Origin of the sequence: Rhizobium sp. 18055 (assembly GCF_902706285.1) — a bacterium.
Taxonomy (GTDB): Bacteria; Pseudomonadota; Alphaproteobacteria; order Rhizobiales; family Rhizobiaceae; genus Rhizobium.
Genome location: NZ_CACSKD010000009.1, coordinates 1 through 21995, shown reverse-complemented (window position 1 = coordinate 21995; position 21995 = coordinate 1). Strand labels below are relative to the sequence as shown.

The window sequence follows — 21995 nt, the reverse complement described above, 5'->3', positions numbered from 1 at the left end:
GGAATGCCAGGCACCCCGCATGTCTCAGGAGGTTTACTTGATGTAACCAGCCTTCGTCATTTCGCGGGTCGTCAGTTGCTGCGCGCTCTGCAGCGCCTGATCGACACTCAGCTGGCCGGCAAGGGCTGCCGAGAACTGCTGGCCGACGGCCGTACCGATGCCCTGGAATTCAGGGATCGCCACGAACTGGCCACCCGTGTAGGGGACCGGCTTGACGGTTGGCTTCTGCGTGTCGGCTGCCTTCATCGCATCGAGCGTCTTGGCGGCGAACGGAGCGGCCTTCTGGTAATCGGCATTTTCGTAGAGCGAGGTGCGCGTGCCCGGAGGAACGTTGGCCCAGCCTTCCTTGCCGGCGACCAGTTCGCCGTAAGCCTTGTCGGTCGCCCAGGCGACGAACTTCTGTGCGGCTTCAGCCTTGGTGGACGTCGCCGGAATGGCAAGGTTCCAGGACCACAGCCAGTTGCCATGGTTGGTCATGTCGCCCTTGGTCGGGAACAGCGCGTAACCGACCTTGTCGGCAACGGTGGAGTCCTTCGGGTTGGACACGAACGAGGCAGCAACCGTTGCGTCGATCCACATGCCGCACTTGCCGGTCTGGAAGAGCGCCAGGTTTTCGTTGAAGCCGTTCGAGGAGGCACCGGGAGGGCCGGCATCCTTCATCAGGTTGACGTAGAAGTTGAGAGCGTCCTTCCACTCGGGCGAATCGAACTGGGGCTTCCAGTTTTCATCGAACCAGCGGCCGCCGAACGAGTTGTCGAGCGCGGTGAGGAACGCCATGTTCTCACCCCAGCCGGCCTTGCCGCGAAGGCACATGCCGTAGATTTCCTTGTCCTTGTCGGTGATCTTCCGTGCCGCATCGGCAATGAAGTCCCAGGTCGGGTTCTCAGGCATCTTCAGACCGGCCTTTTCGAACAGGTCGGTGCGATACATGATCATCGCGCTTTCGCCGTAGAAAGGCACCGCGTAGAGCTTGTTGTCGACGGTCAGCGCAGCGCCGATCGCAGGCAGCAGGTCCTTGGTGTCGTATTTTTCGCCCAGTGTGTCGAGCGGCAGGAGCCAGCCCTGCTTTGCCCAGATCGGAACTTCGTAGTTGCCGATCGTCAGAACGTCGTACTGGCCGCCCTTGGTCGCGATATCGGTCGTGACCTTCTGGCGAAGCACGTTTTCTTCGAGCGTGACCCATTCGAGGTCGATGCCGGGGTTCTTGGTCTTGAAGTCGTCCGTCAGCTTCTGCATGCGGACCATGTCGCCGTTGTTAACGGTTGCGATCGTCAGCGTTTCGGCCGAAGCCATGCCGGCGAACGCCAGCGCCGAGCAGGCGCCCAGCAGAAAAGTTTTAAATGTCATGATCTTCCTCCCAGAAGATGTTAGCGAGCATTCGCTTTGCTCATGGGCAATTACTCACCGCCGCGCAGAAAATGTCAATCATCAATCGTTGCTGCAACCGCGAAACGAGTGGTTAGCCAATTGATTTCAATGGGAATAAATTTTTGCTCACGCCTTGAGCAAATACTCGGCAACCTCTTCATCGGTGATCAGACCATTGATCTGATGACCAGTCACCGCCGCCTTGATCGCCTTCATCTTGCGCTTTCCCTTGCCGATGCCGATCACCACCGACGAATCGCGCGACGGGATCGGCGCGGATGCAACGCGCTCGTTGATCGGGTTGTCGAGCAGCTTGCCCTCACTGTCGAACACCCAGCCGCAGATCTCGCCAACAGCGCCGTTGCGCATCAGCTCCATCATCTCGTCCTTCTCCAGGAACCCGTCGAGGCAGAGCGGCCCATCGATGCCGAGCTCGCCGATACCGACGAAGGTGACATCGGCCTGCGCGCTCATGTCGAGCGTCGCGCGCACCAGCTGCTGCGCGTGCAGCGTCTCGCGCTCCTCGGCAGAAGTGACGAGCACCGGCAGCGGCATCGGAAAATGCCGCGCCTTGACCGCATCGGCCATGCTGAAGATTACGTTGTAATAGGCAGCCGATCCGTCCGGCGCGATGTTGCCGGTCAACGATACGATGCGATGGTTGATGCACTCGATCGCCGGCAGCTGATCGACGGCGGCTTTCAGCGTTCGCCCTGTACCGACGGCCAGCACGATCGGATCAGGCTTCTTCAGCCAGCGTTCGATCTCGGCTGCGGCCGCTTCCGCAATGCCGACGGTCGCGGCGCCCGCCCCTGGATCGCTTGGCACCACATCCACCTGCCGCAGGCCATATTTTTTCTGCACCGCATCGGCGAGTTCGAGACAGGCGGCGATCGGGTGGTCGAGCCGCACCTTGATCAGCCGCTCGGCAACCGCAAGCGACACCAGCCGCTGCGCCGACTGGCGAGAAATGCCCATCGACGCTGCGATTTCATCCTGCGTTCGCCCGGCGACGTAATAGAGCCAGCCGGCGCGGGCTGCATCGTCGAGACGGGCTGAGGTTTCGGATCGTTTCACCATCGAATATCCACCGCGCGGGACTGGACCGGATTTCGCCGGCAAGCATCTCGTTGCAACTATGTTCGCGCCAGATCAAAACAAAATTCGGGCAAATGTCGAGTGCATTGAGAAATTGCACAATCTATTTTAGCGCCGGCGCTTGTAGACCGCGTCTCTGAAACCTTCGCCATCGCCCCGCCATCTTTGCCCGCAATGCCTTGCTTGACCTGAGATCGAACGGCACGCTAACTGTGCCGAGAGGATAAATCGTGCGGATTCTGCTGGTTGAAGACGACAGGATGATTGGCGAGGCCGTGCGCGATCACGTTGCCGCGTCCCATCATGCCGTCGATTGGGTCAAGAACCTGGCCGACGCGGACGCTGCCTCCGGCCCGGTCGAATACGGCCTGATCCTGCTCGACCTCCAGCTTCCGGATGGCAGCGGCGTCGATTTTCTCCGCCGCATCCGCGCCCGCGACATTCGCACGCCTGTCATCATCCTGACCGCCCGCGACCAGATCTCCGACCGCATCGAAGGGCTGAACGCCGGCGCCGACGACTATCTCGTCAAGCCGTTCAATCTCGGCGAGCTGGAGGCCCGGATCATGGCGGTTGCCCGCCGCTACGACGCCAACCCGCACCCGATCCTGCACATCGGCGACATCCAGATCGACCGGCCGCAGCACAGGCTCTCCGTCGAGGGCGCCGCCGTCATCCTCACCAGCCGCGAATGGGCGGTGCTCGATCTCCTGACCGCACGCCCTGGCGCCATCGTCTCGAAGGACCGTATCGAAGAGGCGCTATACGCCTTCGGGTCCGAGATCGAGAGCAACACGGTGGAGGTTTACGTCAGCCGCCTGCGCAAGAAGATCGGCAAGGAACGGATCCGCACCGCCCGCGGTATCGGCTACACACTTGGATCACCATGAAACGCGAACCCAGCATTACCCGCCCGTTGATCGCCGCCCTGACCACCGTCATGGTCGTCTTCTGGCTCGTCGCCATCGGCCTCAGCATCCGCGTGATGCAGCACGAGTTCGACGAGATCTTCGACAGCGCCCAGCAGGAGACCACCGAGCGGCTGCTCGCCCTGATCCTCGACGACATGGACCGGCGCCAGATCAATGATCCGCATGGCATCGCCATGCTGAACACGGCCGCCAACCGCGAATACTTGACCTACCAGGTCCGCGATGCAAGCGGAAAGGTGATGCTGCGCTCCAACGATGCGGCCTCCGAGCCTTTCGCGGCCCCCCTCGAAACCGGCTTCCACGACACCGAAACGGCCCGCATCTACACCGAAAAGACCTCCGACGGCACGCTCTTCCTGCAGGTTGCCGATCGCTTCAAGAACCGCCGCGAGGCCGTGCGTGAAAGCGCCGTCACCCTGCTCATCCCGCTGATCGCGCTCATTCCGGCCAGCATCTTCGCCATCTGGTTCATCGTCGGCCGCGCGCTGAAGCCGCTCGATACGCTGCGGCAGGATATCGGCACCAAGGATGGCGGCAACCTCGCCACGGTCGAGAGCACCGGCCTGCCGAAGGAGCTGAAACCGATCGCCCGTTCGGTCAACCTGCTGCTCGGGCGGCTGCGATCGGCACTCGAGGCCGAGCGCGAGTTTACCGCCAACAGCGCCCACGAACTCCGCACGCCGATCGCCGGCGCATTGGCGCAGACGCAGCGCCTGGCCGAAGAATTGCCGCCCGGCCCGACACGCGCGCGCGCCCAGCAGATCGAGACCTCGCTGGTCAATCTCGGCCGGCTGGCCGAAAAGCTGCTGCAACTGGCCCGCGCCGAAGCCGGCATCGGCGGCAGCGCCACCGCCACCGACCTGCGGCCGGTGCTCGACATGATTGTCACCGACTACGAACGCGACAGCCGCTCGCTGGGCCGGCTGCGCTATACCGCAGCCGCTGACGCGACGCTGGTGCGCAATGCCGACATGGATGCCTTTGGCATCATCACCCGCAACCTGATCGAAAACGCCCTGGTTCATGGCGACCCGGAGCTGCCGGTCAATATCAGCCTTGAGCCCCACGGCATCGTGCGCGTCGTCAACGGCGGCCCGCTGGTCGTCGGGACCGATATGGCGGGCTTGAAGAAGCGCTTTCGCCGCGGCAAGACCAGCGCATCGGGTTCCGGCCTCGGCCTGGCGATTACCGACCGCATCGTCTCGCAGATGGGCGGCACACTCGAGCTTCTGTCACCGGCTTCAGGCGAGACATCGGGCTTCGAAGCGCGCTTAACCTTGCCGGCCTGACCATGGTTTTGGCTTGCAAATCGGCGAGAACGATGCGAGCAGACGCAGAGCGTCTCGAACAAGCAGAACAGCAATGATCATCTCTTTCGACATCGGCGGCTCGGCCATCAAGGGCGGCATCGCCCTTTCCGGAACCGACATCACCCCGCTCGGCCGGCGCCCGACGCCGCTCGACGATTTCGGTGCCTTCGTCGATACGCTGAGAACCTTCATCGCAGAAGCCGGAGGCCGGCCGTCGCTGCTTTCCATCTCGATCGCCGGTGTCGTCGATCCCGATAGCCAACGGCTGACCTGCGCCAACATTCCCTGCATCCACGGCCGCACCTTTGCCGCCGATATCGAGGCCGAACTCGCGATACCGGTGCTGGTCGCCAATGATGCCGATTGCTTCGCCATGGCCGAAGCCGGCCTCGGCGCCGGCCGCGGCCACCGCATCGTGCTTGGCGTCATCCTCGGCACCGGCGTCGGCGGCGGCGTCATCGCCAACGGACGGCTGATCAACGAGGCAGGTGGCTTTGCCGGCGAATGGGGCCACGGCCCGATCGTTGCTTTGCGTGCGGGTCACCCGCCGGTCGAAATCCCGCATTACGCCTGCGGCTGCGGCCAGAAGGGCTGCGTCGATTCCGTCGGCGGCGCCCGCGGCATGGAACGCCTGCACAAGACGCTGCACGACCTCGATTTCACCAGCCAGGAGATCATCGATCAGTGGCTGAACGGCGAGGAACAGGCAACCCGCACCATGGACGTCTACATCGACCTCCTCGCCTCTCCCCTGGCGCTGACCATCAACATCACAGGTGCCACCATCGTCCCCGTCGCCGGCGGCCTCTCCAATGTCGAGCAACTCCTGCAGGAACTCGACAAGACCGTCCGCCAGCGCATCCTGCGCAAATTCGACCGCCCGCTGGTGGTGCGCAGCGAATGCCGCGTCGAACCGGGCCTGATCGGTGCGGCACTGCTGGGACTGAAGGCGGAAGCGGAGATGGCGAGCGCGGTTTAGCCAGCGACGTCATTGACATACGCCTGAGCCAACAGCCCCCTAACCCTCTCCCCGAGGGGAGAGGGGGATTTCCGGGTTGGCCATGCCCCTCCATTTCAAACGTTGAAATTGGGCGAAGCGCTCCCGCAGGTCTCTTCTCCCCTCGGGGAGAAGGTGGCGGCAACCGGATGACGGGGCGCCATACACGCAACCCGAGCCCATGGTCCCACACATGTTCCCACACACAAAAATGGCGCGGTTTTCACCGCGCCATTTGCTTTACTCTGCCGCCATGACAGGCGGCTCCCGGTGATCCCTCACCTCGTCATTGCTGTTGGAAGCGGCATCCTTGTCGCCCTCCTTCGCCTTCGGCTCCTTGCCGAAGAACAGCGCGTAGGCAGCCGGCAGCACCAGGATGGTCAGCACCGTCGCCACCAGGATACCGCCCATCATTGCATAGGCGAGCGGACCCCAGAACACACCGCGCGAGATCGGGATCAGCGCCAGAACCGCCGTCAGCGCGGTCAGCATGATCGGCCGGAAACGCCGCACGGCGGCACCGACGATCGCTTCCTGCCGGTGCATCCCCGCCTTGATGTCCTGGTCGATCTGGTCGATCAGGATGATCGAGTTGCGGATGATGATGCCGAGCAGGGCGATGACCCCGAGGATGGCGACGAAGCCGAAGGGCGCGCCGGAGATCAACAGTGCTGCCGACGCCCCGATGATGCCGAGCGGGCCGGTGGCCAGCACCAGCATCGCCTTGCCGAAGTGCTGCAGCTGCGCCATCAGAAGCAGCACGATTATCACAAGCATGACCGGCGCCTTGGCAGCGATCGAGGCCTGGCTTTCGGCCGAATCCTCGGCACCGCCCTGGATCTCCACCTTGTAGCCGGCCGGCAGGCTGTCGCGCAGCGGCTGCAGATCGGCATACATCTTCATCACCACGTCATTCGACTGCACACCGTCAGGCAGGGTTGCCCGCACGCTGATTGTTGGCAGGCGGTTGCGCCGCCATTCGATGCCCTGCTCGAGCACCGGCACGACCTTGGCGATCTGCGAGACCGGCACGAAGCCGCCGAAATCGGTCGGCACGTAGACCGAATTGACTGCAGACAGCAGCGAACGATTGGCCTCCGGTTCGCGGGCGACGATCGACACCGTCTCCTCGCCATCGCGGAAATCGTCGAGCGGCGCGCCGGACATGGCGGTCTGCAGCATCTGGCGGACGCGCTGCGAGGTGACGCCGAGCGCACGCGCACGGTCCTGGTCGATCACCAGCTTCATTTCAGGCACCTGCTCCAGCCAATCGTCGTGGATGGCGCCGAGCAGCGGATTGGCCTGGAACTTCGCCTTCACCTCGTCGGCGATCTTGCGGACTTCCTGGCGATCAGGCCCCATGATGCGCATCTGCACCGGCCAGCCGGTCGGCGGGCCGAGGAACAGGCGATCGACCTTGCCGCGGATGTCGGGGAAGTCTTCGGCGAGAATGGCGCGCAGCTTGATGATCATCCGTTCGCGGGCCGGTTCGTCATTGGCCATGACGAGAAGCTGCGCGAAGTTCGGATTGGGCAGCTGCTGGTCGAGCGGCAGGAAGAAGCGCGGTGCGCCCTCGCCGATATAGGTGGCGACGAACTGCTTGTCCTTGTCGTCCATGATCTTGGCTTCGAGCGCCTTCGCCTGGGTCTCGACTTCCTTGATGCTGGTGCCCTCGGGCAGCCACAGATCGACGAGGATTTCAGGGCGCGACGACTGCGGGAAGAAGTTCTGCGGGATGAACTGGAACGCCCAGAGGCTGGTCGCAAAGCTCACGAGCGTCATGGCCACCACGATGATCCGGTGCCGCACGGCCCAGCCGACCGTCGCCCGAAGACGGCGGTAGAAGCTGGTGTCGAAGGCATCGTGATGATCGCCGCCGGCATGATGGCGCTGCTTCAGGATCATGTAGCCGAGCCAGGGCGTGAAATAGACAGCCACGAACCACGAGACGACGAGCGCGATGCCGACGACGTAGAACAGTGTGCGGACGTATTCCCCGGCAGTGGAGGCGGCAAAGCCGACCGGAATGAAGCCGGCGGTCGTGATCAGCGTACCCGTCAGCATCGGGAAGGCGGTGGAGGAATAGGCGAAACTTGCCGCCTCGATCTTCACCAGCCCCTCTTCGAGCTTCCGCTCCATCAGTTCGACGACGATCATCGCGTCATCGACGAGCAGCCCGAGCGCAATGATCAGCGCGCCGAGCGAAATGCGCTGCAGGTCGATGCCGAGCTCGTACATGATCGCAAAGGTCGCAGCCAGCACCAGCGGAATGGCGATGGCGATCACCAGGCCCGAACGCCAGCCGATCGACAGGAACGAGACGATCAGCACGATGACAAGCGCTTCGCCGAGTGCATGCATGAACTCGCTGACGGCATCGGTCACGACGTCAGGCTGGTTGGAGATCTGGTCGACGGAAACACCGTAGGGCAGAGCCTCTTCGAAGCGCCTGTAGGTCGCCTCGACATCCTTGCCGACGTCGGTGACCTTGAAGCCCTTGGCCATGACGACGCCGACCTGGACGCTCTCGTGGCCGTTGAAGCGGTACTTGCGCTGGTAAGGGTCTTCGAGACCGGAATAGACGGTGGCGATATCGCCGAGACGGGTCACCTGATTGCCGGCTTTCAGCCTGAGCTCGCGGATATCGGCAGCCTTGGTCACGTCGCCTTCGACGGCAATCCGCACCGAGCGCGTGCCGGTGTCCACGGAACCAGACGCATCGACATTGTTCTGGCCCTTGATGGCGTTCTGCAGGTCGAGAATGGTCAACCCGCGCTCGGCCAGCGCCTGCGAGGACACGTCGATATAGATCTTCTCCGGCTGGTCGCCGATGATCACGGCCTTTTCGACACCGGGTGTCGTCAGCAGCATGTCGCGCGCCTGGATGGCGAATTTCTTGAGTTCCGGATAGCTGTAGCCATCGCCGCTGATCGATTGCAGCGTGATGAAGGTATCGCCGAATTCGTCGTTGAAATAGGGGCCGAGCAAACCGGATGGCAGGTCGCCCGAGATATCGCCGACCTTCTTGCGTACCTGGTAAAAGGCATCCGCGACCTGTGCTGCATTGGTATCGCCCTTGATCTGCAGGGTGATGACGGCCGAGCCGGCGCGCGTGTAGGACTTCACCCAGTCTATATGTGGGGTTTCCTGCAGCTTGCGTTCGATCTTGTTGACCACCTGGTCCTGCATCTCCTGGATCGAGGAGCCCGGCCATACGGCCTGCACCACCATGACGCGGAAGGTGAAATCAGGATCTTCCTTCTGGCCCATGCGCGTCAGCCCGAGCACGCCGGTGATCAGGATCAGCCCGAACAGGAAGCGCGCGATGCTCGGATGGCCGATCGCCCAGCGCGACAGGTTGAAGGGCTTCTTCTCGGTGTTGGAATTGTCCATTGTCCCGTTCCCTCTCCTGGCCGCTTAGCGAACGACGTCGCCGGTTTCGGCGGATGCCGACTGCTGGCCCGGCAGCTTGACCTTGAGATTTTCGGTCATGAACTGCGTGCCCGCGGCAACGACGAGATCCCCGGTCTTCAGACCGTCGGAAACATTGACGCCATCACCGGTGAAATCGACGACCGTGATGTCGCGCGCATGCACCGTGGCGGCATCGCGATCGACAACCCAGACGATCTTCTTGCCATCCTTCTCGGCCAGCGCTGCCAGCGGAATGGCGACATGGGTATTGGCATTGCTGACATCGGCCTCGATGGTCGCCGTCATGCCGAGCAGCACCCGGTCGTCGTTCGGCAGGCTGACGCGAACCGCAAAGGTGCGCGACTGCGCATCGGCACTGCCGGACACTTCGCGCACCTTGCCGTCGAGCACCAGCTTGGCTGAGGACCAGAAGCTGGCCTTGACCGTCTTGCCCGGCTTGAATTCGGCGATGTCGTTTTCCGGCACCGCAATCAGCACTTCCTTCTCGCCGTCGAGCGCAACCGTTGCAACCGGCGTACCGGCGGCAACGACCGTGCCGGCATCGGCGCTGATGGCGGTGACGATGCCGCTCTGGTCCGTCTTCAGGTCTGCGTAGCTCACCTGGTTCTTCGCCTGGTCGAGCGAGGACGCAGCCGCGTCGCGGGTGGACACCGCCTGATCGTAGCTCAGCGACGCCTGCTCCATCTGCGATTTGGCCGTGACGCTCTTGTCGAACAACTGCTGGGCGCGCTTGTTGGCCAGATCGGCGGTGCCGACACCCTTTTCGGCAGCGGCCAGATTGGCCTCGGCGGTCTTCGTCGCCAGCTCGTAATCGGTGGCATCGATGCGGGCGATCAGATCGCCGGGATGCACCCGGTCGCCGATATTGACGCGCCGCTCGGTGATCTTGCCGGCAACCCGGAAGCCGAGGTTGGTCTCGACCCGGGCCTTGACGGCACCGGAATAATTCAGCGAACGGGTATCGCCCGCCTTGGCGATTTCCACCACCTTCACCGGCCGCAAAATCTCTTTTGTCTCGGCCTTCTTCTCATCGCTGCAGCCGGAAACGGCGAGCGAAACCGCGCCAAGCAGCGCAAAAGTGACAACGGACGGCAACTTGACTGTCTTCAGCGAAATCATCTTTCGCACTCCCGGTATGTTTGTGTGGTGATGGGTACGACGGAACGGCCGTCGGGTTATTTCTTCAGTGCCCTGATCGAGAAATCGATCAGTTCGTCCACCGTCGCGCGGTTGGTCTTGGCAAGGCATTGGGCCACCATGATCGGGTGGCAGAGCGTCACGGTCGCAGCGCCGAAGCAGCGCGATGCGGCAGCCGGGTCCTGGTCGAAGAATTCGCCGGCAGCGATGCCCTCGCGGATGACCTCTGCCAGCAGATCGTGAATGCAATCGACGTGTTTTTCGATGACGTGCCAATCGCGCTCGATGGCAACGACGACCATCTCGTGCACCTTCTCCTGGTCCAGCATGGTCTCGACCGTCATCTTGTACTGCTCGCGCACGAAAAGGCTGAGCCGCTCTGCAGCGCTGATCGGCAGATGGCAGGTATCATAGGCCTGCTGATAGCTGGCCGTCAGCATCCGGTCGCAGATCGCCTGGTGGATCTCGATCTTGGAGGAAAAGAAACGGTAGACGTTGGCCGGCGACATGCCGAGGTCGCGGGCAATGTCGGCAACGGTCGTCTTCGAATAACCGTAGTGGCGAAACAGCCGCTCGGCGGCGTCGAGAATGCGGGTCACATTCTCCTGTCGCGTGGCTTCAAGGGCATTTTCGGCGATGTCGTTCATGAGTTTTATCGACCTGAATTACGACTGACGATTTTTGAATTTCGTCAGTCGTAAAACATCAGGCACCTGAAGTCAATCTGTGCACCGCGGCAGGAATGCTCAGAAACCCGCCACCATCGGCCGGAACCGCCGGACGCTGAAAAAGCCGACGATCAGAAACGCAACGAAGACAATCGCCTGAACGATGCCGACGACCGGCTCGGCACCGGTTGGCGCCAGTGCATTCAGAGGCGGAATTTTCTGGAACGACTGCACCACGAAGACAAGACAGTTGAAATAGAACAGCGCCAGCGCACCGACGATGAAGACGGGACGCCAGATACCGGCCATCTGAAAGCGATAGCGGGCCAAGTACGTTGGTATGAACACAAGCACGCAGACGATGCCGACCCCGATCCCCGGCGTAAAGCCGTGATAGGGGAAGACGAACCCGGTAAGCACGGTCACCGCCGTCGTCAGCATGAAGATCGACGTCCACCGGTCATTGCGCTGTCCGCCGATAAATCCACGGGCAAGCACGACGCCGGCAACAATGGCGATCAGGCTGATAATGACATGAAACAGGGTAAGAGCTGCTATTCCCGACATGGTTTAACTCCCTCGATAAGGCAGGTTAAAAAAATGAGCATGAATACGGGATAAAAGCAGGACGAAAGACAGGACCTGCAGCCGGGATGCTGCAGCGCAATCTCGCGAAAAGAAAGCGAAATCTGAAATTACTGTAAAAACGGAAATGCCGCGGCACCTAGGCCGCGGCATCAAATCATGCAACCAGCGATCGATCAGACGAGCTGGGCGTCGAGCGTGATCGGAACGGCGGCAAGCGCCTTGGAAACCGGGCAACCGGCCTTGGCCTTGCCCGCCAGCTCGATGAAGGTTTTCTCGTCGCAATCGGGAATGCTGCCGCGCAGCGTCAGCAGGATGGCGCTGATCGCAAAGCCGCCCTCGACGCTTTCAAGCGTCACCTTCGCCGTGGTCTCCATGCTGGTGGCGGTAAAGCCTGCCTCGCCGAGAATGAGCGACAGCGCCATGGTGAAGCAGCCGGCATGGGCGGCGCCGATCAGCTCTTCGGGATTGGTGCCCGGAAGTCCTTCGAAGCGGCTGGCAAAGCCGTAGGGGTAGGATTTGAGCGCGCCGCTTTGCGTCGAGATCTGGCCCTTGCCATCCTTGATGCCGCCCGACCACTGTGCGGAACCTGTGCGATTGATCTGCATGCCGTTCTCCTGTTGGGTTGATGATCTTCGATGCGCGGCAAGCCTGCCACGCCGTTCGGTCAAGAGGCGCAATCCACCCCTCCATCCCTGGATATAATCCTCTAGATCAGGAAGGCGACAGTCTTGTAAAATTTGATCGTCTTCGCAGAAGCCTACGTCATCGAACGCGCCGGCACGGGGCATCGCTGGCGCAACCCGGTCCGGGGCCATGGCGATCGCAGCCTCTAAAACTGATGGGCCGGTTCTGACAAGTGAGGAAGACGAGAACGGTCGCAGCCCCTCTTTTCTTTTGCGGCAACATCGATAGAGGGGCCTCGCCATCGCCTTGATGTGGTCGAGCCTCGATAAGTTTGCCTATCCCGAATGGGTCTCTATCCGCTGGTGGTCGAAAAGCCCTTCGGCCTACCGCGCGACGCCTTCGTCGGCCTTGTCGGCGCGTTGACACTCTTCGTGTCGGGCTATTGGGGCCTGCACCTTGCCTTCTACGGCCCGAACGGCCATGTCGGCCCGACGACCGACGACCGACGACCGCCGATCGATCGACGCATTCGCACAACCCCGCGCAGCCACACGGCCCCGGAACCGAAGGCGACATCGGCGCGCCGCCGACCCGCGGGACGGATGTCGTGGAGTAATTTGATCGGAACCAAGACCCTGTTCGCCCATTGCCCTGTTGACGCGCGCAAAGGAGATGAGGTCATGGAACTGGACGGCAAAATCGCATTGGTCACCGGCGCCGGTTCCGGCATCGGCAAGGCAACAGCGCTGGCTCTCGCGTCAGAGGGTGCGAAAGTCGCCGTGCTCAGCCGCACCGAAAGCGAGGTCTCAAAGACCCGCGACGAGATTGCCGCAGCCGGTGGTGAAGCCATCGCGCTGACGGCAGACACCAGCGATGAAACGGCGATGCGCAGGGCTATCGGGGCACTGGTGACCGCTTTCGGCGGTCTCGACATCGTCGTCGCCAATGCCGGGATCAACGGCGTCTGGGCCCCGATCGATGATTTGCAGCCTGAGGAATGGGACAAGACCATGGCCGTCAACCTGCGCGGCACCTACCTCACCCTGCATCTGACGGTGCCGCATCTGAAGGCGGCCGGTGGCGGCTCGATCGTCGTGGTCTCCTCGATCAACGGCACCCGCACCTTCACGACGCCGGGCGCCACGGCCTATGCGGCAACCAAGGCCGGCCAACTGGCGATGGTCCAGCAACTGGCGCTGGAACTGGGCAGGCACCGCATTCGTGTCAACGCCGTCTGCCCGGGCGCCATCGATACCAGCATCAGCGACAACACCGCATCCAGGCGCACAGACAAAACCGAGATCCCGGTCGTCTGGCCGGAAGGAGAGATTCCGATTTCCGGTGGTGAGGCTGGCGACAGCAGCGATGTCGCCGAAGCGATCCTGTTCCTCGCAACCAACCGGGCCCGCCACATCACCGGCACGCCGATCTGGATCGACGGCGGCCAGGGATTGCTGCGCTGATCAGCGGATCATGCCCGCCGTATCGAGCGTGTACAGCTGCTGCGGACGCTGAACGCCACGCAGCGCATAGCGCCCGATGCAGGCAAGCGCGTCCCGTTCCTCCTGCGGAACGGCCGCAGCGAAATCCGACGACATCAGCACGTTGAAATCGACAGACCGGCAGAGCGAGGCAATCCGGCTGACCTCGTTGACCGCAGGTCCGATCACGGTGAAATCGAGCCGCTCCTGGCTGCCGATATTGCCGTAGAACACATCGCCGATATGCAGGCCGATATAGACATCGGTGATCGGTCGCTCCTCGAACGCCCGTTCGTCGTTCAGCGTCACCAATCTTTCGTGCAGGAGCCGCTCGGCCTTCAGCGCTGCCGAACAGGCATCCGATGGCGCATCCGCCTTGAAGATCGCCAGCACGCCGTCGCCGATCAGCTTCAACACATTGCCGCCGGCCTCATGCACCGCCGTGATGACGAGATCGCTATAGGCATTCAGCATCGGCAGGATTTCTTCCGGCGGGGCGCTGTCTGAGATCTTCGTGTAGTTGACCAGATCCGAGAACCACAGCACCGCGGAAATCCGCTCGGATTTGCCGCGGCTGATCTTGCCCTCCAGCACCTGCCGCGCCGCATCCTCGCCGAGATAGACCTCGGCAATCGTGCGGGCGATACGGCCGAGCGCGATGCACTTGATCGCCAGCGCCAGCACCGGCACCAGCTTGCGCAGGATCATCAGGTGATGATCGCTAAAGCCTTCGGCATGCCGCGTGGTGAAATGCGAGAAGAAGCAGTCCATCTCGCCGATCGTGCCCTCTTTGGCAAAACGGTGCACCATGGCGATGAAATCGGTATGCCCATCGGTCTGCATCTTTTCCAGCATCGCAAAGTCGGTGGGGTCGCCAAAGCCGAGACGCCGGCGAACCTCGTTCTCGGTGCCGGCCCAGAGGTAGTAGAAGGCGGATGTCTGCCAGCTCGCCAGCGAATTCCCTTCTCCCCCGGTCGGGCCGTAGGCAAATTCCCCTTCCACCTCTTCCTGGCTATCCCAACGAAAGGCGCGCCCCTCATGCACCGGGTGCAGCGTATCCATCAGCGCCAGGCCGCGATCGAGCGGCAGGCCGAGACTTCGACATGTCTCGCAGAAACCGTTCAGCAGTTGAGACTCCGTCGCCCCCTTCAGCCCCTGCTCCGTCAGCCATGACGCGACCGTGCCGATATCGCTGTATTCCATGCCAAATTACCCATTTTCGATCAGACAGCTTTATCGCGATTTCGTGGGCAAAGGAACGAGAAAGCTCACCCTGCAACCGGCATATTTTAGGGTGTGGTGATCTCCCTTGCCGCGACCGCGACGATCGCTCGCCGCCGCTTGTCGTCGCTCGAAGCGCGGCCTTGAAAAAACACCGTGGCCCGTTCCTTTTGCCGGATCACGCTATGGCACGCTCCACCGTTTACGTTTACGAAGGAGATCAAATCGCTTTGGGAGGAGCAGCCTGTGTCGCAAGATGCGCTTTACGAAATCCGTGATGACCGTTTTCACAGCCTGATCGCCGGCAGCGCCAAGCTCGAAGAGCTTTATTCCGGATGCCGCTGGGCCGAAGGTCCGGTCTGGTTTTCCGATCTCAACTGCCTGCTCTGGAGCGATATTCCCAACGAGCGGATCATGCGCTGGGTGCCCGATGGCGGCACCTCCGTGTTCCGCTCCCCCTCCAGCTACGTCAATGGCAACACCCGCGACCGTAAGGGCCGGCTGGTCTCCTGCGAACATGGTGGCCGCCGCGTCACCCGCACAGAGCCGGACGGCCGCATCACCGTTCTCGCCGACAGCTACAAGGGCAAGCGTCTCAACTCGCCGAACGACGTCGTCGTCCGCTCGGACGGTTCGATCTGGTTCACCGACCCGACCTACGGCATCCTGTCGGATTATGAAGGCCACAGGGCCGAGCCCGAGCAGGAAACCCGCAACGTCTATCGCATCGATGCCGGAACAGGCGAGATCGAAGCCGTTGCCACCGATTTCATCCAGCCGAACGGCCTCGCCTTCTCACCGGATGAAAAGCAGCTCTACATCGCCGATTCAGGCTCCGCCAACCATGAGGTTCCCCGGCACATCCGCGTGCTCGATGTCATCGATGACCGCAAGCTGACGAATAGCCGCTACTTCTGCTCGATCGATACCGGCGGCCCCGATGGCTTCCGCTTCGATGTGGCAGGCAATCTCTGGAGCAGCGCTGGCGATGGCATTCATTGCTTTGCGCCGGATGGAACCTTGCTCGGCAAGATCAAGGTGCCGCAGACGGTTTCCAACCTCACCTTCGGCGGGCAGAAGAAGAACCGCCTGTTCATAACTGCAACCCAATCGGTCTACGCCATTTACACAGCCACCAACGGCGCCCAGTACCCGTAAGGAAAAGCTGACGAAGCACGCGCAGGCGGCTCGCTTCGAGCCCAGCGGTTACAAGCGCGCCAGCATTCAAAAAGGACAGATGATGCTCGATATTTCACGCGCCTGCAAAGGCACTTCCACCCCAAATGCCGTCCTTGCTGCGAGAGCCTGATATGCGTTCCATCGTTCCCTACAATGAATCCTGGGCTTTCCATCACGGCGACGGTCAGCATCTGCTGACATCCTTCGACGGCCGCACCATCGTCAGCCTGCCGCACACTGCGGTCGAACTGCCGTTCAATTATTTCGACGAGACCAGCTATCAGCGCGCCTTCACCTATCAGAAACTGTTGCGCTGGATGCCGGAATTCGACGGCCGCGAAGTTTCGCTGGTCTTCGATGCCGCCATGGCGGACGCCGTCGTCTATCTGAACGGCGTGGAAATCATCGCCCACAAGGATGGCTATACGCCATTCGAGGCCCGCCTCAGCGATGGGCTGCTGCGCGGCGACAACCTCATCACGGTCACCATCGACGGCAGCGAAAACCCCGCCATCCCACCATTCGGCGGCGCTATCGACTATCTCACCTATGCCGGCATCTATCGCGAGGTCTGGCTGAAAGTCACCGATCAGGTCTCGATCGAGAACCTCAAGATCGAAACATCGGATGTCCTCTCGGAGGAAAAGGCCGCGTCGGTTCGCGTCGATCTTGCTAATCCGCAGGGCGTAGAATTCCTCGGCACCCTCACCGCTTCGCTCGCCGATATCGATGGCAACGTGCTGGCGACGACCTCGGCCGAGACGACCGGCGACGATGTCACGCTCGCTTTCACCGGCCTCAAGGGCATAGCACTCTGGGATCTCGTCAACCCGGAACTCTACCAGATCACCGTCGAGCTGAGGACCAGCCACGGCGCCGACAAGGTAACCACGCAATTCGGCTTCCGCACCGCCGAGTTTACCCCCGAGGGCTTCCTGCTCAATGGCAAGCCGCTGAAACTGCGCGGCCTCAACCGCCACCAGTCCTTTCCCTATGTCGGCTATGCCGCCGGCCGCTCCGCCCAGGAGCGCGACGCCGACATCATGAAATCCGTGCTGAAGTGCAACATGGTCCGCACTTCGCACTATCCGCAATCGAAGTGGTTCCTTGATCGCTGTGACCGCATCGGTCTGCTGGTGTTCGAGGAAATTCCCGGCTGGCAGCATATCGGCGATCAGGAATGGCAGCACGAATCCATCCGCAACGTGCGCCGCATGATCGAACGCGACTGGAACCAACCGTCGATCGTCATCTGGGGCGTGCGCATCAACGAATCCCAGGACAACCATACCTTCTATGCCGAGACCAACCGGCTTGCCCGCGCGCTCGACCCGACCCGCCAGACCGGCGGCGTCCGCTACATCACCGATAGTGAACTGCTCGAAGACGTCTACACCATGAACGACTTCATCCTCGGCAACGAGGAACTGCCGGGCGCCAACCGCCCGCGCACGGCCCTTCGCCCGCAGCAGGAAAGCACCGGGCTTTCGTACAAAGTGCCTTACATGATCACCGAATTCGGCGGTCACATGTATCCGACCAAAATCTACGATCAGGAAGCCCGGCAGGCAGAACATGTCCGCCGCCACCTCGAAGTCCTGAACGCCGCCTATGGCGATCGCGACATCTCGGGCGCCATCGGCTGGTGCATGTTCGACTACAACACCCACAAGGATTTCGGCTCCGGCGACCGCATCTGCTACCACGGCGTCATGGACATGTTCCGCGAACCGAAATTTGCGGCTTACGCATATGCCAGCCAGTGCGAACCGTCTGACGAGATCGTCATGAAGCCGGTGACCTTCTGGGCCCGCGGCGAGCGCAACATCGGCGGCGTTCTACCGTTGATCGTGCTGACCAATTGCGACGAGGTGGAACTCACCTACGGCTCGATCACCAAGCGCGTCGGCCCCGATTACGAGAACTTCCCGCATCTGCCGCATCCGCCCGTGGTTTTCGACCACCGCCACTTTACCGCCGACGAACTCGGCACCTGGGGGCTGAAATGGATCGACGGCAGCTTTACCGGCTATGTCGGCGGCGCGCCGGTGGCGCATCTGACGATGGTCGCCGATCCGCTGCCGACCACCCTCGAAATGGTGCCGGACGCCATCCGCCTGAAAGCCCGCGACCGCGACACCACCCGCGTCATCCTGCGCGCCCTCGATCAAGCAGGCCAGCGGCTGCCATTCCTGAACGAGACCATCACCGTCAGCATATCAGGCCCGGCAAAGATCATCGGCCCGACGTCCATCCCGCTGCAGGGCGGGACGGCCGGCTTCTGGATCGAGACCACAGGGCTCACCGGCGATATCAGACTGGAAGCGACCTGCGCCCGCTTCGCGCCGGTCACCGTCACCCTCGCCGCGGTCTAAGCGGCCTTGCCGATCGACCTGGCAAGCATTTGCCAGATTGATCATGAGGCAACGGGAAATGAACTCGTGAGCCTCCACGCGCCCCGGCTAAGCTATAGGCCACACCCCATCCTCTCCCACCCTTATGGTGGAGATCACAGCCCATTCACGTCGCTGAATGCAAGAGACCCTTCCCACGGCGCAGACGCGCCGCGGCTCGATGTCCGTGACGCGCACAGACATGAGGGAAGTGGAGACCCAGGCTCGAGCCAACTCACGCGCTGATCCTGCGCAATCGCCGCCTTACCAACGTAAGGCAATCTCGCGACCTCACACCGGCGTTACCGAGCGCACCGTGCCATTGTTGTCGACGATACAGGAGAACTTGCGCCCGCCGGCGTCGAGATCGACGACGAACGTGCCATCAGGCTGTAGCCGCGACCCGGTCGGCAGAACCTTGGCGCCGCCGGCAGCACTGGCCGTGGCATTCGCGCACAGCAGTTGCAGATCGGCCGGCGCCGTCATCAGCGTCGTCCGTGCCATCGATTCCGGCGGTGGCGGCGCCGGGGTGCAGGCACCCAGAGCCAACATGCCGGCCAAAGCAGTGACAAACCGACCGCCCCATTTCACATCGCTTCTCGACACCTGGCCCACCCTCCGGACGTTGCTGATCCCCTCCGGCCGATGCCGGTATGTTCCGTCAAATACCCTTGTAGAGCGCCGCACCCTGCATCAGCACGATCACCTTGGCGCCGATCTGCACCCGCGAATGCAGATCCGTGACATCGTCATTGTTGAGCCGGATGCAACCGGACGAGACATCGAGGCCGATGGTCCAGGGCTCGGCCGTGCCATGGATGCGATAGATCGTATCCTGGTCGCCGGCATAGAGATAAAGCGCCCGGGCACCGAGCGGATTGTCCGGCCCGCCGGGCATGCCGGCCGCCCATTTCGCCGCATTCGCATCACGCGCCACCATCTCGGCCGGCGGCGTCCATGTCGGCCATTCCGCCGTCCGACCGACCCGGACGATCCCCGCCCAGCCGAACCCGTCGCGGCCGACGCCGATGCCGTAGCGGATCGCCTGCCCGCCCGGTTGCACCAGATAGAGGAAATGCTGGTTGCCGTCGATGATGATCGTGCCCGGCGGTTCGGCCGTGCGGAAGGTCACCATCTGCCGGCGAAATGCCTCCGGAGACTGCTTGTTGCGCGCGTAATATTGCCGGGCCTTCTTGTTGTCGTAATCCACCCAGCTCCGCGTCTTCGCATCATAGATCTGCGTTTGCGCCAGCGCCACGAGAGGCCCCAGCCAGGTCGCAGCCGCAAGCGCAACCATTGCGACGCCGCGAACCCCAGGCGACCGCCTCGCCGCACAAGACCAACCTGAATTCATGAAGCCAGCCAATCGCGTTCTCATGGTTTCGCCCACCCATCGACCCGTGCAGCATTTTTCTCCACCCAAGCCTTGGCATAGCCAAGCGGCGCCTGCCGCTCCACCTCCAGCGCATAGCTCATCGCCGTCGCCTCATCCGGTGTCAGGTCGACCTTGTCGAGAAAGGCTGCAATATCGGGGTGTTTCTTGCCGAAAGCCGTCGCATAGGCGATGCGGAAATTCGCTGCATCCCAAGCCGTCGACGCCTTCGATTTCTTGATCCACATCGGATCGATGGCGCTGACCAGCGACCACTTGGCCGCGTCATGTGGCGGCTCGCTCAAACGCACGATCTTGTGCAGGTCGAAGACGAAGTGCGGCGCATAGCAGGCAAACACCACGGGCTGGTCGGTGGCCACTGCCGCATCGATGCCGGCCATCGCCACCTCTTCCTCGGCCTCAACCAGCGTCATCGTCTTGGCATAACCGTAGCTATTGGCCCGCACCCGCTCGATCCCGGTCGATGACCAGGCCGGCGCGCCGATCCACATCTCGCCCTTGCCGTCGCCATCGGTATCGAGGAGCTTGGTCTTTTCAGGCTCGCTGAGATCGGCGATCGTCTTCAGCCCCTTTTCGGCTGCAGCCGGCGTCGCGCAAATTCCCTGCCACGCAGGAACCGTGGGCTTGGCCAGCGTCACCACGCCCTTGTCGGTCACGAACTTCTTGATGACGTCGTCGAGATTGGGCTGCCAGACCTCCGGATGGATATCGACCGTGCCCTTCTCCAGCCCGGCAAAGGCATTCAGCGTGCCGATCTCCTCGACAAGCGAAGGCTGGCCGAATTCCTTTTCGATCGCAACCTTGAGAATATAGGCCGTCGCCTGCCCCGAGGGCCAGTTCGGCATGGCAATCCTCAGGTCGTCGGCCCTGGCAGGCACGGCGGAGAGCACGACAGAAGACAGAAAGGCAATGAAAACGCCTGAACCGGCACAGTATCTCACAATGTTCCCCCCTTGGCAGGCACTGATCGGATCGCATGCGGATATTTCAACGCGAAGATGCAGAAGCAGGCAGACTTAGTCAAGCGAGGATTGTTTTAGCGCCGAACTATAAACGACAAAGGGCCGAACTCCAGGCCGCCACCCGCGACGCCATCGCCGCCAGATGATCGCCCATCGAGAAACCCGATACCCCCTTGCGCGGCCTCAGGTCGTGATCGCCATCCTCAAGCCAAAAGATCTCGATCTGGTCGGAGAGCTCATAGCCAATAACGTCCTCGCGGCTGCCGAACGGATCGCGCGTCCCCTGACAGATCAGCGTCGGCGCTCGAAGCGTTTCGAGGTGCGCTGTCCGCAACAGTTCGGGCTTGCCTATCGGATGAAACGGATAGCCAAGGCATAGCAGCCCGGCAATGTCACCGGTGCGATAAAGATCGTCCGCGACCATGCTGGCAATACGGCCACCCATCGACTTGCCGCCGATGACCAGCGGACCGCTGGCAACCAGCGCGCGGACAGCCGCTAGATAGTCCGGGATCAACATCTCCGCTTTCGGCGGCGGCGCCCGCCTTCCCGATCGCCTGCGCTCGGCCATGTAACCGAATTCGAACCGGGCGACGCGCACACCGGCTGCAGCCAGCGCCTCGGAAAACCGCTCCATTCCAGGCGAATCCATGGCGCCGCCGGCACCATGCGCGAGAAGAATTGTAACGGCCGCATCAACTGGGCCGGAGAAAAGAAAGCGATCACTCATCAGGCAGTGATAGCCGAATTGCACGTGTGCGGCGACCCCAGGGCTGACTTATCCGAAACGCGAAACGGCCCGGTGGATTTCTCCACGCGGGCTGCTTTGGTTTCGAATCTGGTATGATCTTACGAACGTTTGGTTGCGGGGGCAGGATTTGAACCTGCGGCCTTCAGGTTATGAGCCTGACGAGCTACCGGGCTGCTCCACCCCGCGTCCAGCGCAACTCCGAAGGAGTTGTCGCGGCTACGTCAACGCTTTGCGTTGACGGATTTCTGCCCGAGCAAATTGCCGAAGGCGATTTGTCTCGTGTAAGGGGCGCACAGGCTTGGATCCGCGCGCCGCTTGGTATTCTGCGCTTGCCCTTTATAACACGAAAGGACCGCTTTTGGGCGGCCCTTTGGTATCGGCTGGGCCGAAGAATTCGTTTAGAGAAGATTTGTTGCGTTTCGCAGACCTGGCAGCGACCGACTCTCCCGCGTCTTAAG

18 protein-coding genes and 1 tRNA gene are annotated in these 21995 nt (G+C 62.1%); 6 read left to right on the top strand and 13 right to left on the bottom strand.

The window, feature by feature from the left end; translation table 11 throughout:
- Positions 1-33: 33 nt before the first annotated feature.
- Positions 34-1347, bottom strand: coding sequence for a sugar ABC transporter substrate-binding protein (locus tag GVL52_RS16415; RefSeq protein ID WP_160008993.1), 1314 nt, complete (start codon positions 1345-1347; stop codon positions 34-36).
- Between the two features lie 147 nt (positions 1348-1494).
- The gene (locus GVL52_RS16410; protein WP_160008991.1) at positions 1495-2448 is read right to left on the bottom strand and encodes a sugar-binding transcriptional regulator; all 954 of its coding nucleotides are present in this window, start codon (positions 2446-2448) and stop codon (positions 1495-1497) included.
- A 248-nt stretch (positions 2449-2696) separates the two neighbouring features.
- On the opposite strand from GVL52_RS16410, the gene GVL52_RS16405 reads away from it, so the two are divergent.
- The 3 genes from GVL52_RS16405 (at position 2697) to GVL52_RS16395 (ending at position 5687) form a co-directional block, all read left to right on the top strand.
- A complete protein-coding gene (locus GVL52_RS16405; RefSeq protein ID WP_160008989.1) occupies positions 2697-3356 on the top strand; it encodes a response regulator transcription factor in 660 nt (219 codons plus the stop codon).
- A complete protein-coding gene (locus GVL52_RS16400; protein WP_160008987.1) occupies positions 3353-4687 on the top strand; it encodes an ATP-binding protein in 1335 nt (444 codons plus the stop codon). The genes GVL52_RS16405 and GVL52_RS16400 overlap by 4 nt, the downstream gene beginning before the upstream one ends.
- Before the next feature lie 73 nt (positions 4688-4760).
- The gene (locus GVL52_RS16395; RefSeq protein WP_160008985.1) at positions 4761-5687 is read left to right on the top strand and encodes an ROK family protein; all 927 of its coding nucleotides are present in this window, start codon (positions 4761-4763) and stop codon (positions 5685-5687) included.
- A 258-nt stretch (positions 5688-5945) separates the two neighbouring features.
- On the opposite strand, the gene GVL52_RS16390 is transcribed toward GVL52_RS16395, so the two are convergent.
- The 5 genes from GVL52_RS16390 to GVL52_RS16370 all read right to left on the bottom strand — a co-directional run bounded on the left by GVL52_RS16390 (position 5946) and on the right by GVL52_RS16370 (position 12138).
- Positions 5946-9098 carry an efflux RND transporter permease subunit gene (locus tag GVL52_RS16390; RefSeq protein WP_160008983.1) on the bottom strand — a complete coding sequence of 1051 codons (3153 nt, stop codon included), beginning with the start codon at positions 9096-9098 and terminating at the stop codon, positions 5946-5948.
- A 24-nt stretch (positions 9099-9122) separates the two neighbouring features.
- Positions 9123-10259, bottom strand: coding sequence for an efflux RND transporter periplasmic adaptor subunit (locus tag GVL52_RS16385; protein ID WP_160008981.1), 1137 nt, complete (start codon positions 10257-10259; stop codon positions 9123-9125).
- 56 nt (positions 10260-10315) lie between these two features.
- Positions 10316-10924 carry a TetR family transcriptional regulator gene (locus tag GVL52_RS16380; protein WP_160008979.1) on the bottom strand — a complete coding sequence of 203 codons (609 nt, stop codon included), beginning with the start codon at positions 10922-10924 and terminating at the stop codon, positions 10316-10318.
- Between the two features lie 99 nt (positions 10925-11023).
- Positions 11024-11512: a hypothetical protein gene (locus tag GVL52_RS16375; RefSeq protein WP_160008977.1), complete on the bottom strand. Its 489-nt coding sequence runs from the start codon at positions 11510-11512 to the stop codon at positions 11024-11026.
- A 194-nt stretch (positions 11513-11706) separates the two neighbouring features.
- Positions 11707-12138 (bottom strand): OsmC family protein, encoded by a 432-nt coding sequence (locus GVL52_RS16370; protein WP_160008975.1) that lies wholly within the window; start codon positions 12136-12138, stop codon positions 11707-11709.
- Between the two features lie 699 nt (positions 12139-12837).
- On the opposite strand from GVL52_RS16370, the gene GVL52_RS16360 reads away from it, so the two are divergent.
- Positions 12838-13620, top strand: coding sequence for an SDR family NAD(P)-dependent oxidoreductase (locus GVL52_RS16360; protein WP_160009341.1), 783 nt, complete (start codon positions 12838-12840; stop codon positions 13618-13620).
- Here GVL52_RS16360 and GVL52_RS16355 read toward each other — a convergent pair whose 3' ends face one another.
- The gene (locus tag GVL52_RS16355) at positions 13621-14841 is read right to left on the bottom strand and encodes an adenylate/guanylate cyclase domain-containing protein (RefSeq protein ID WP_160008974.1); all 1221 of its coding nucleotides are present in this window, start codon (positions 14839-14841) and stop codon (positions 13621-13623) included. It lies immediately after the preceding gene.
- 264 nt (positions 14842-15105) lie between these two features.
- Between GVL52_RS16355 and GVL52_RS16350 the strand changes: the two genes are divergently transcribed.
- The gene (locus tag GVL52_RS16350) at positions 15106-16017 is read left to right on the top strand and encodes an SMP-30/gluconolactonase/LRE family protein (RefSeq protein ID WP_160008972.1); all 912 of its coding nucleotides are present in this window, start codon (positions 15106-15108) and stop codon (positions 16015-16017) included.
- A 152-nt stretch (positions 16018-16169) separates the two neighbouring features.
- The gene (locus tag GVL52_RS16345) at positions 16170-18413 is read left to right on the top strand and encodes a glycoside hydrolase family 2 protein (RefSeq protein ID WP_160008970.1); all 2244 of its coding nucleotides are present in this window, start codon (positions 16170-16172) and stop codon (positions 18411-18413) included.
- A gap of 309 nt (positions 18414-18722) precedes the next feature.
- Here the strand turns inward: GVL52_RS16345 and GVL52_RS16340 are convergent, their stop codons facing one another.
- From GVL52_RS16340 to GVL52_RS16320, 5 genes are all read right to left on the bottom strand, one after another.
- Entirely contained in the window at positions 18723-18983 is a 261-nt protein-coding gene (locus GVL52_RS16340; RefSeq protein ID WP_200847846.1) for a hypothetical protein, read from the bottom strand.
- A 109-nt stretch (positions 18984-19092) separates the two neighbouring features.
- A complete protein-coding gene (locus tag GVL52_RS16335) occupies positions 19093-19728 on the bottom strand; it encodes a L,D-transpeptidase (protein WP_160008968.1) in 636 nt (211 codons plus the stop codon).
- Between the two features lie 77 nt (positions 19729-19805).
- Positions 19806-20735 carry a glycine betaine ABC transporter substrate-binding protein gene (locus tag GVL52_RS16330; RefSeq protein WP_280179110.1) on the bottom strand — a complete coding sequence of 310 codons (930 nt, stop codon included), beginning with the start codon at positions 20733-20735 and terminating at the stop codon, positions 19806-19808.
- A 136-nt stretch (positions 20736-20871) separates the two neighbouring features.
- A complete protein-coding gene (locus GVL52_RS16325; RefSeq protein ID WP_160008966.1) occupies positions 20872-21516 on the bottom strand; it encodes an alpha/beta family hydrolase in 645 nt (214 codons plus the stop codon).
- Between the two features lie 130 nt (positions 21517-21646).
- Positions 21647-21723 (bottom strand) — tRNA-Met (locus GVL52_RS16320).
- Positions 21724-21995: the final 272 nt, after the last annotated feature.

Excerpts from the sequence above, each read along its gene's own strand:
- GVL52_RS16415 (WP_160008993.1), bottom strand. The coding sequence starts at position 1,347 with ATGACATTTAAAACTTTTCTGCTGGGCGCCTGCTCGGCGCTGGCGTTC.
- GVL52_RS16410 (WP_160008991.1), bottom strand. The coding sequence starts at position 2,448 with ATGGTGAAACGATCCGAAACCTCAGCCCGTCTCGACGATGCAGCCCGC.
- GVL52_RS16400 (WP_160008987.1), top strand. The coding sequence starts at position 3,353 with ATGAAACGCGAACCCAGCATTACCCGCCCGTTGATCGCCGCCCTGACC.
- GVL52_RS16395 (WP_160008985.1), top strand. The coding sequence starts at position 4,761 with ATGATCATCTCTTTCGACATCGGCGGCTCGGCCATCAAGGGCGGCATC.
- GVL52_RS16390 (WP_160008983.1), bottom strand. The coding sequence starts at position 9,098 with ATGGACAATTCCAACACCGAGAAGAAGCCCTTCAACCTGTCGCGCTGG.
- GVL52_RS16385 (WP_160008981.1), bottom strand. The coding sequence starts at position 10,259 with ATGATTTCGCTGAAGACAGTCAAGTTGCCGTCCGTTGTCACTTTTGCG.
- GVL52_RS16380 (WP_160008979.1), bottom strand. The coding sequence starts at position 10,924 with ATGAACGACATCGCCGAAAATGCCCTTGAAGCCACGCGACAGGAGAAT.
- GVL52_RS16375 (WP_160008977.1), bottom strand. The coding sequence starts at position 11,512 with ATGTCGGGAATAGCAGCTCTTACCCTGTTTCATGTCATTATCAGCCTG.
- GVL52_RS16370 (WP_160008975.1), bottom strand. The coding sequence starts at position 12,138 with ATGCAGATCAATCGCACAGGTTCCGCACAGTGGTCGGGCGGCATCAAG.
- GVL52_RS16360 (WP_160009341.1), top strand. The coding sequence starts at position 12,838 with ATGGAACTGGACGGCAAAATCGCATTGGTCACCGGCGCCGGTTCCGGC.
- GVL52_RS16355 (WP_160008974.1), bottom strand. The coding sequence starts at position 14,841 with ATGGAATACAGCGATATCGGCACGGTCGCGTCATGGCTGACGGAGCAG.
- GVL52_RS16345 (WP_160008970.1), top strand. The coding sequence starts at position 16,170 with ATGCGTTCCATCGTTCCCTACAATGAATCCTGGGCTTTCCATCACGGC.
- GVL52_RS16340 (WP_200847846.1), bottom strand. The coding sequence starts at position 18,983 with ATGTTGGCTCTGGGTGCCTGCACCCCGGCGCCGCCACCGCCGGAATCG.
- GVL52_RS16335 (WP_160008968.1), bottom strand. The coding sequence starts at position 19,728 with ATGGTTGCGCTTGCGGCTGCGACCTGGCTGGGGCCTCTCGTGGCGCTG.
- GVL52_RS16325 (WP_160008966.1), bottom strand. The coding sequence starts at position 21,516 with ATGAGTGATCGCTTTCTTTTCTCCGGCCCAGTTGATGCGGCCGTTACA.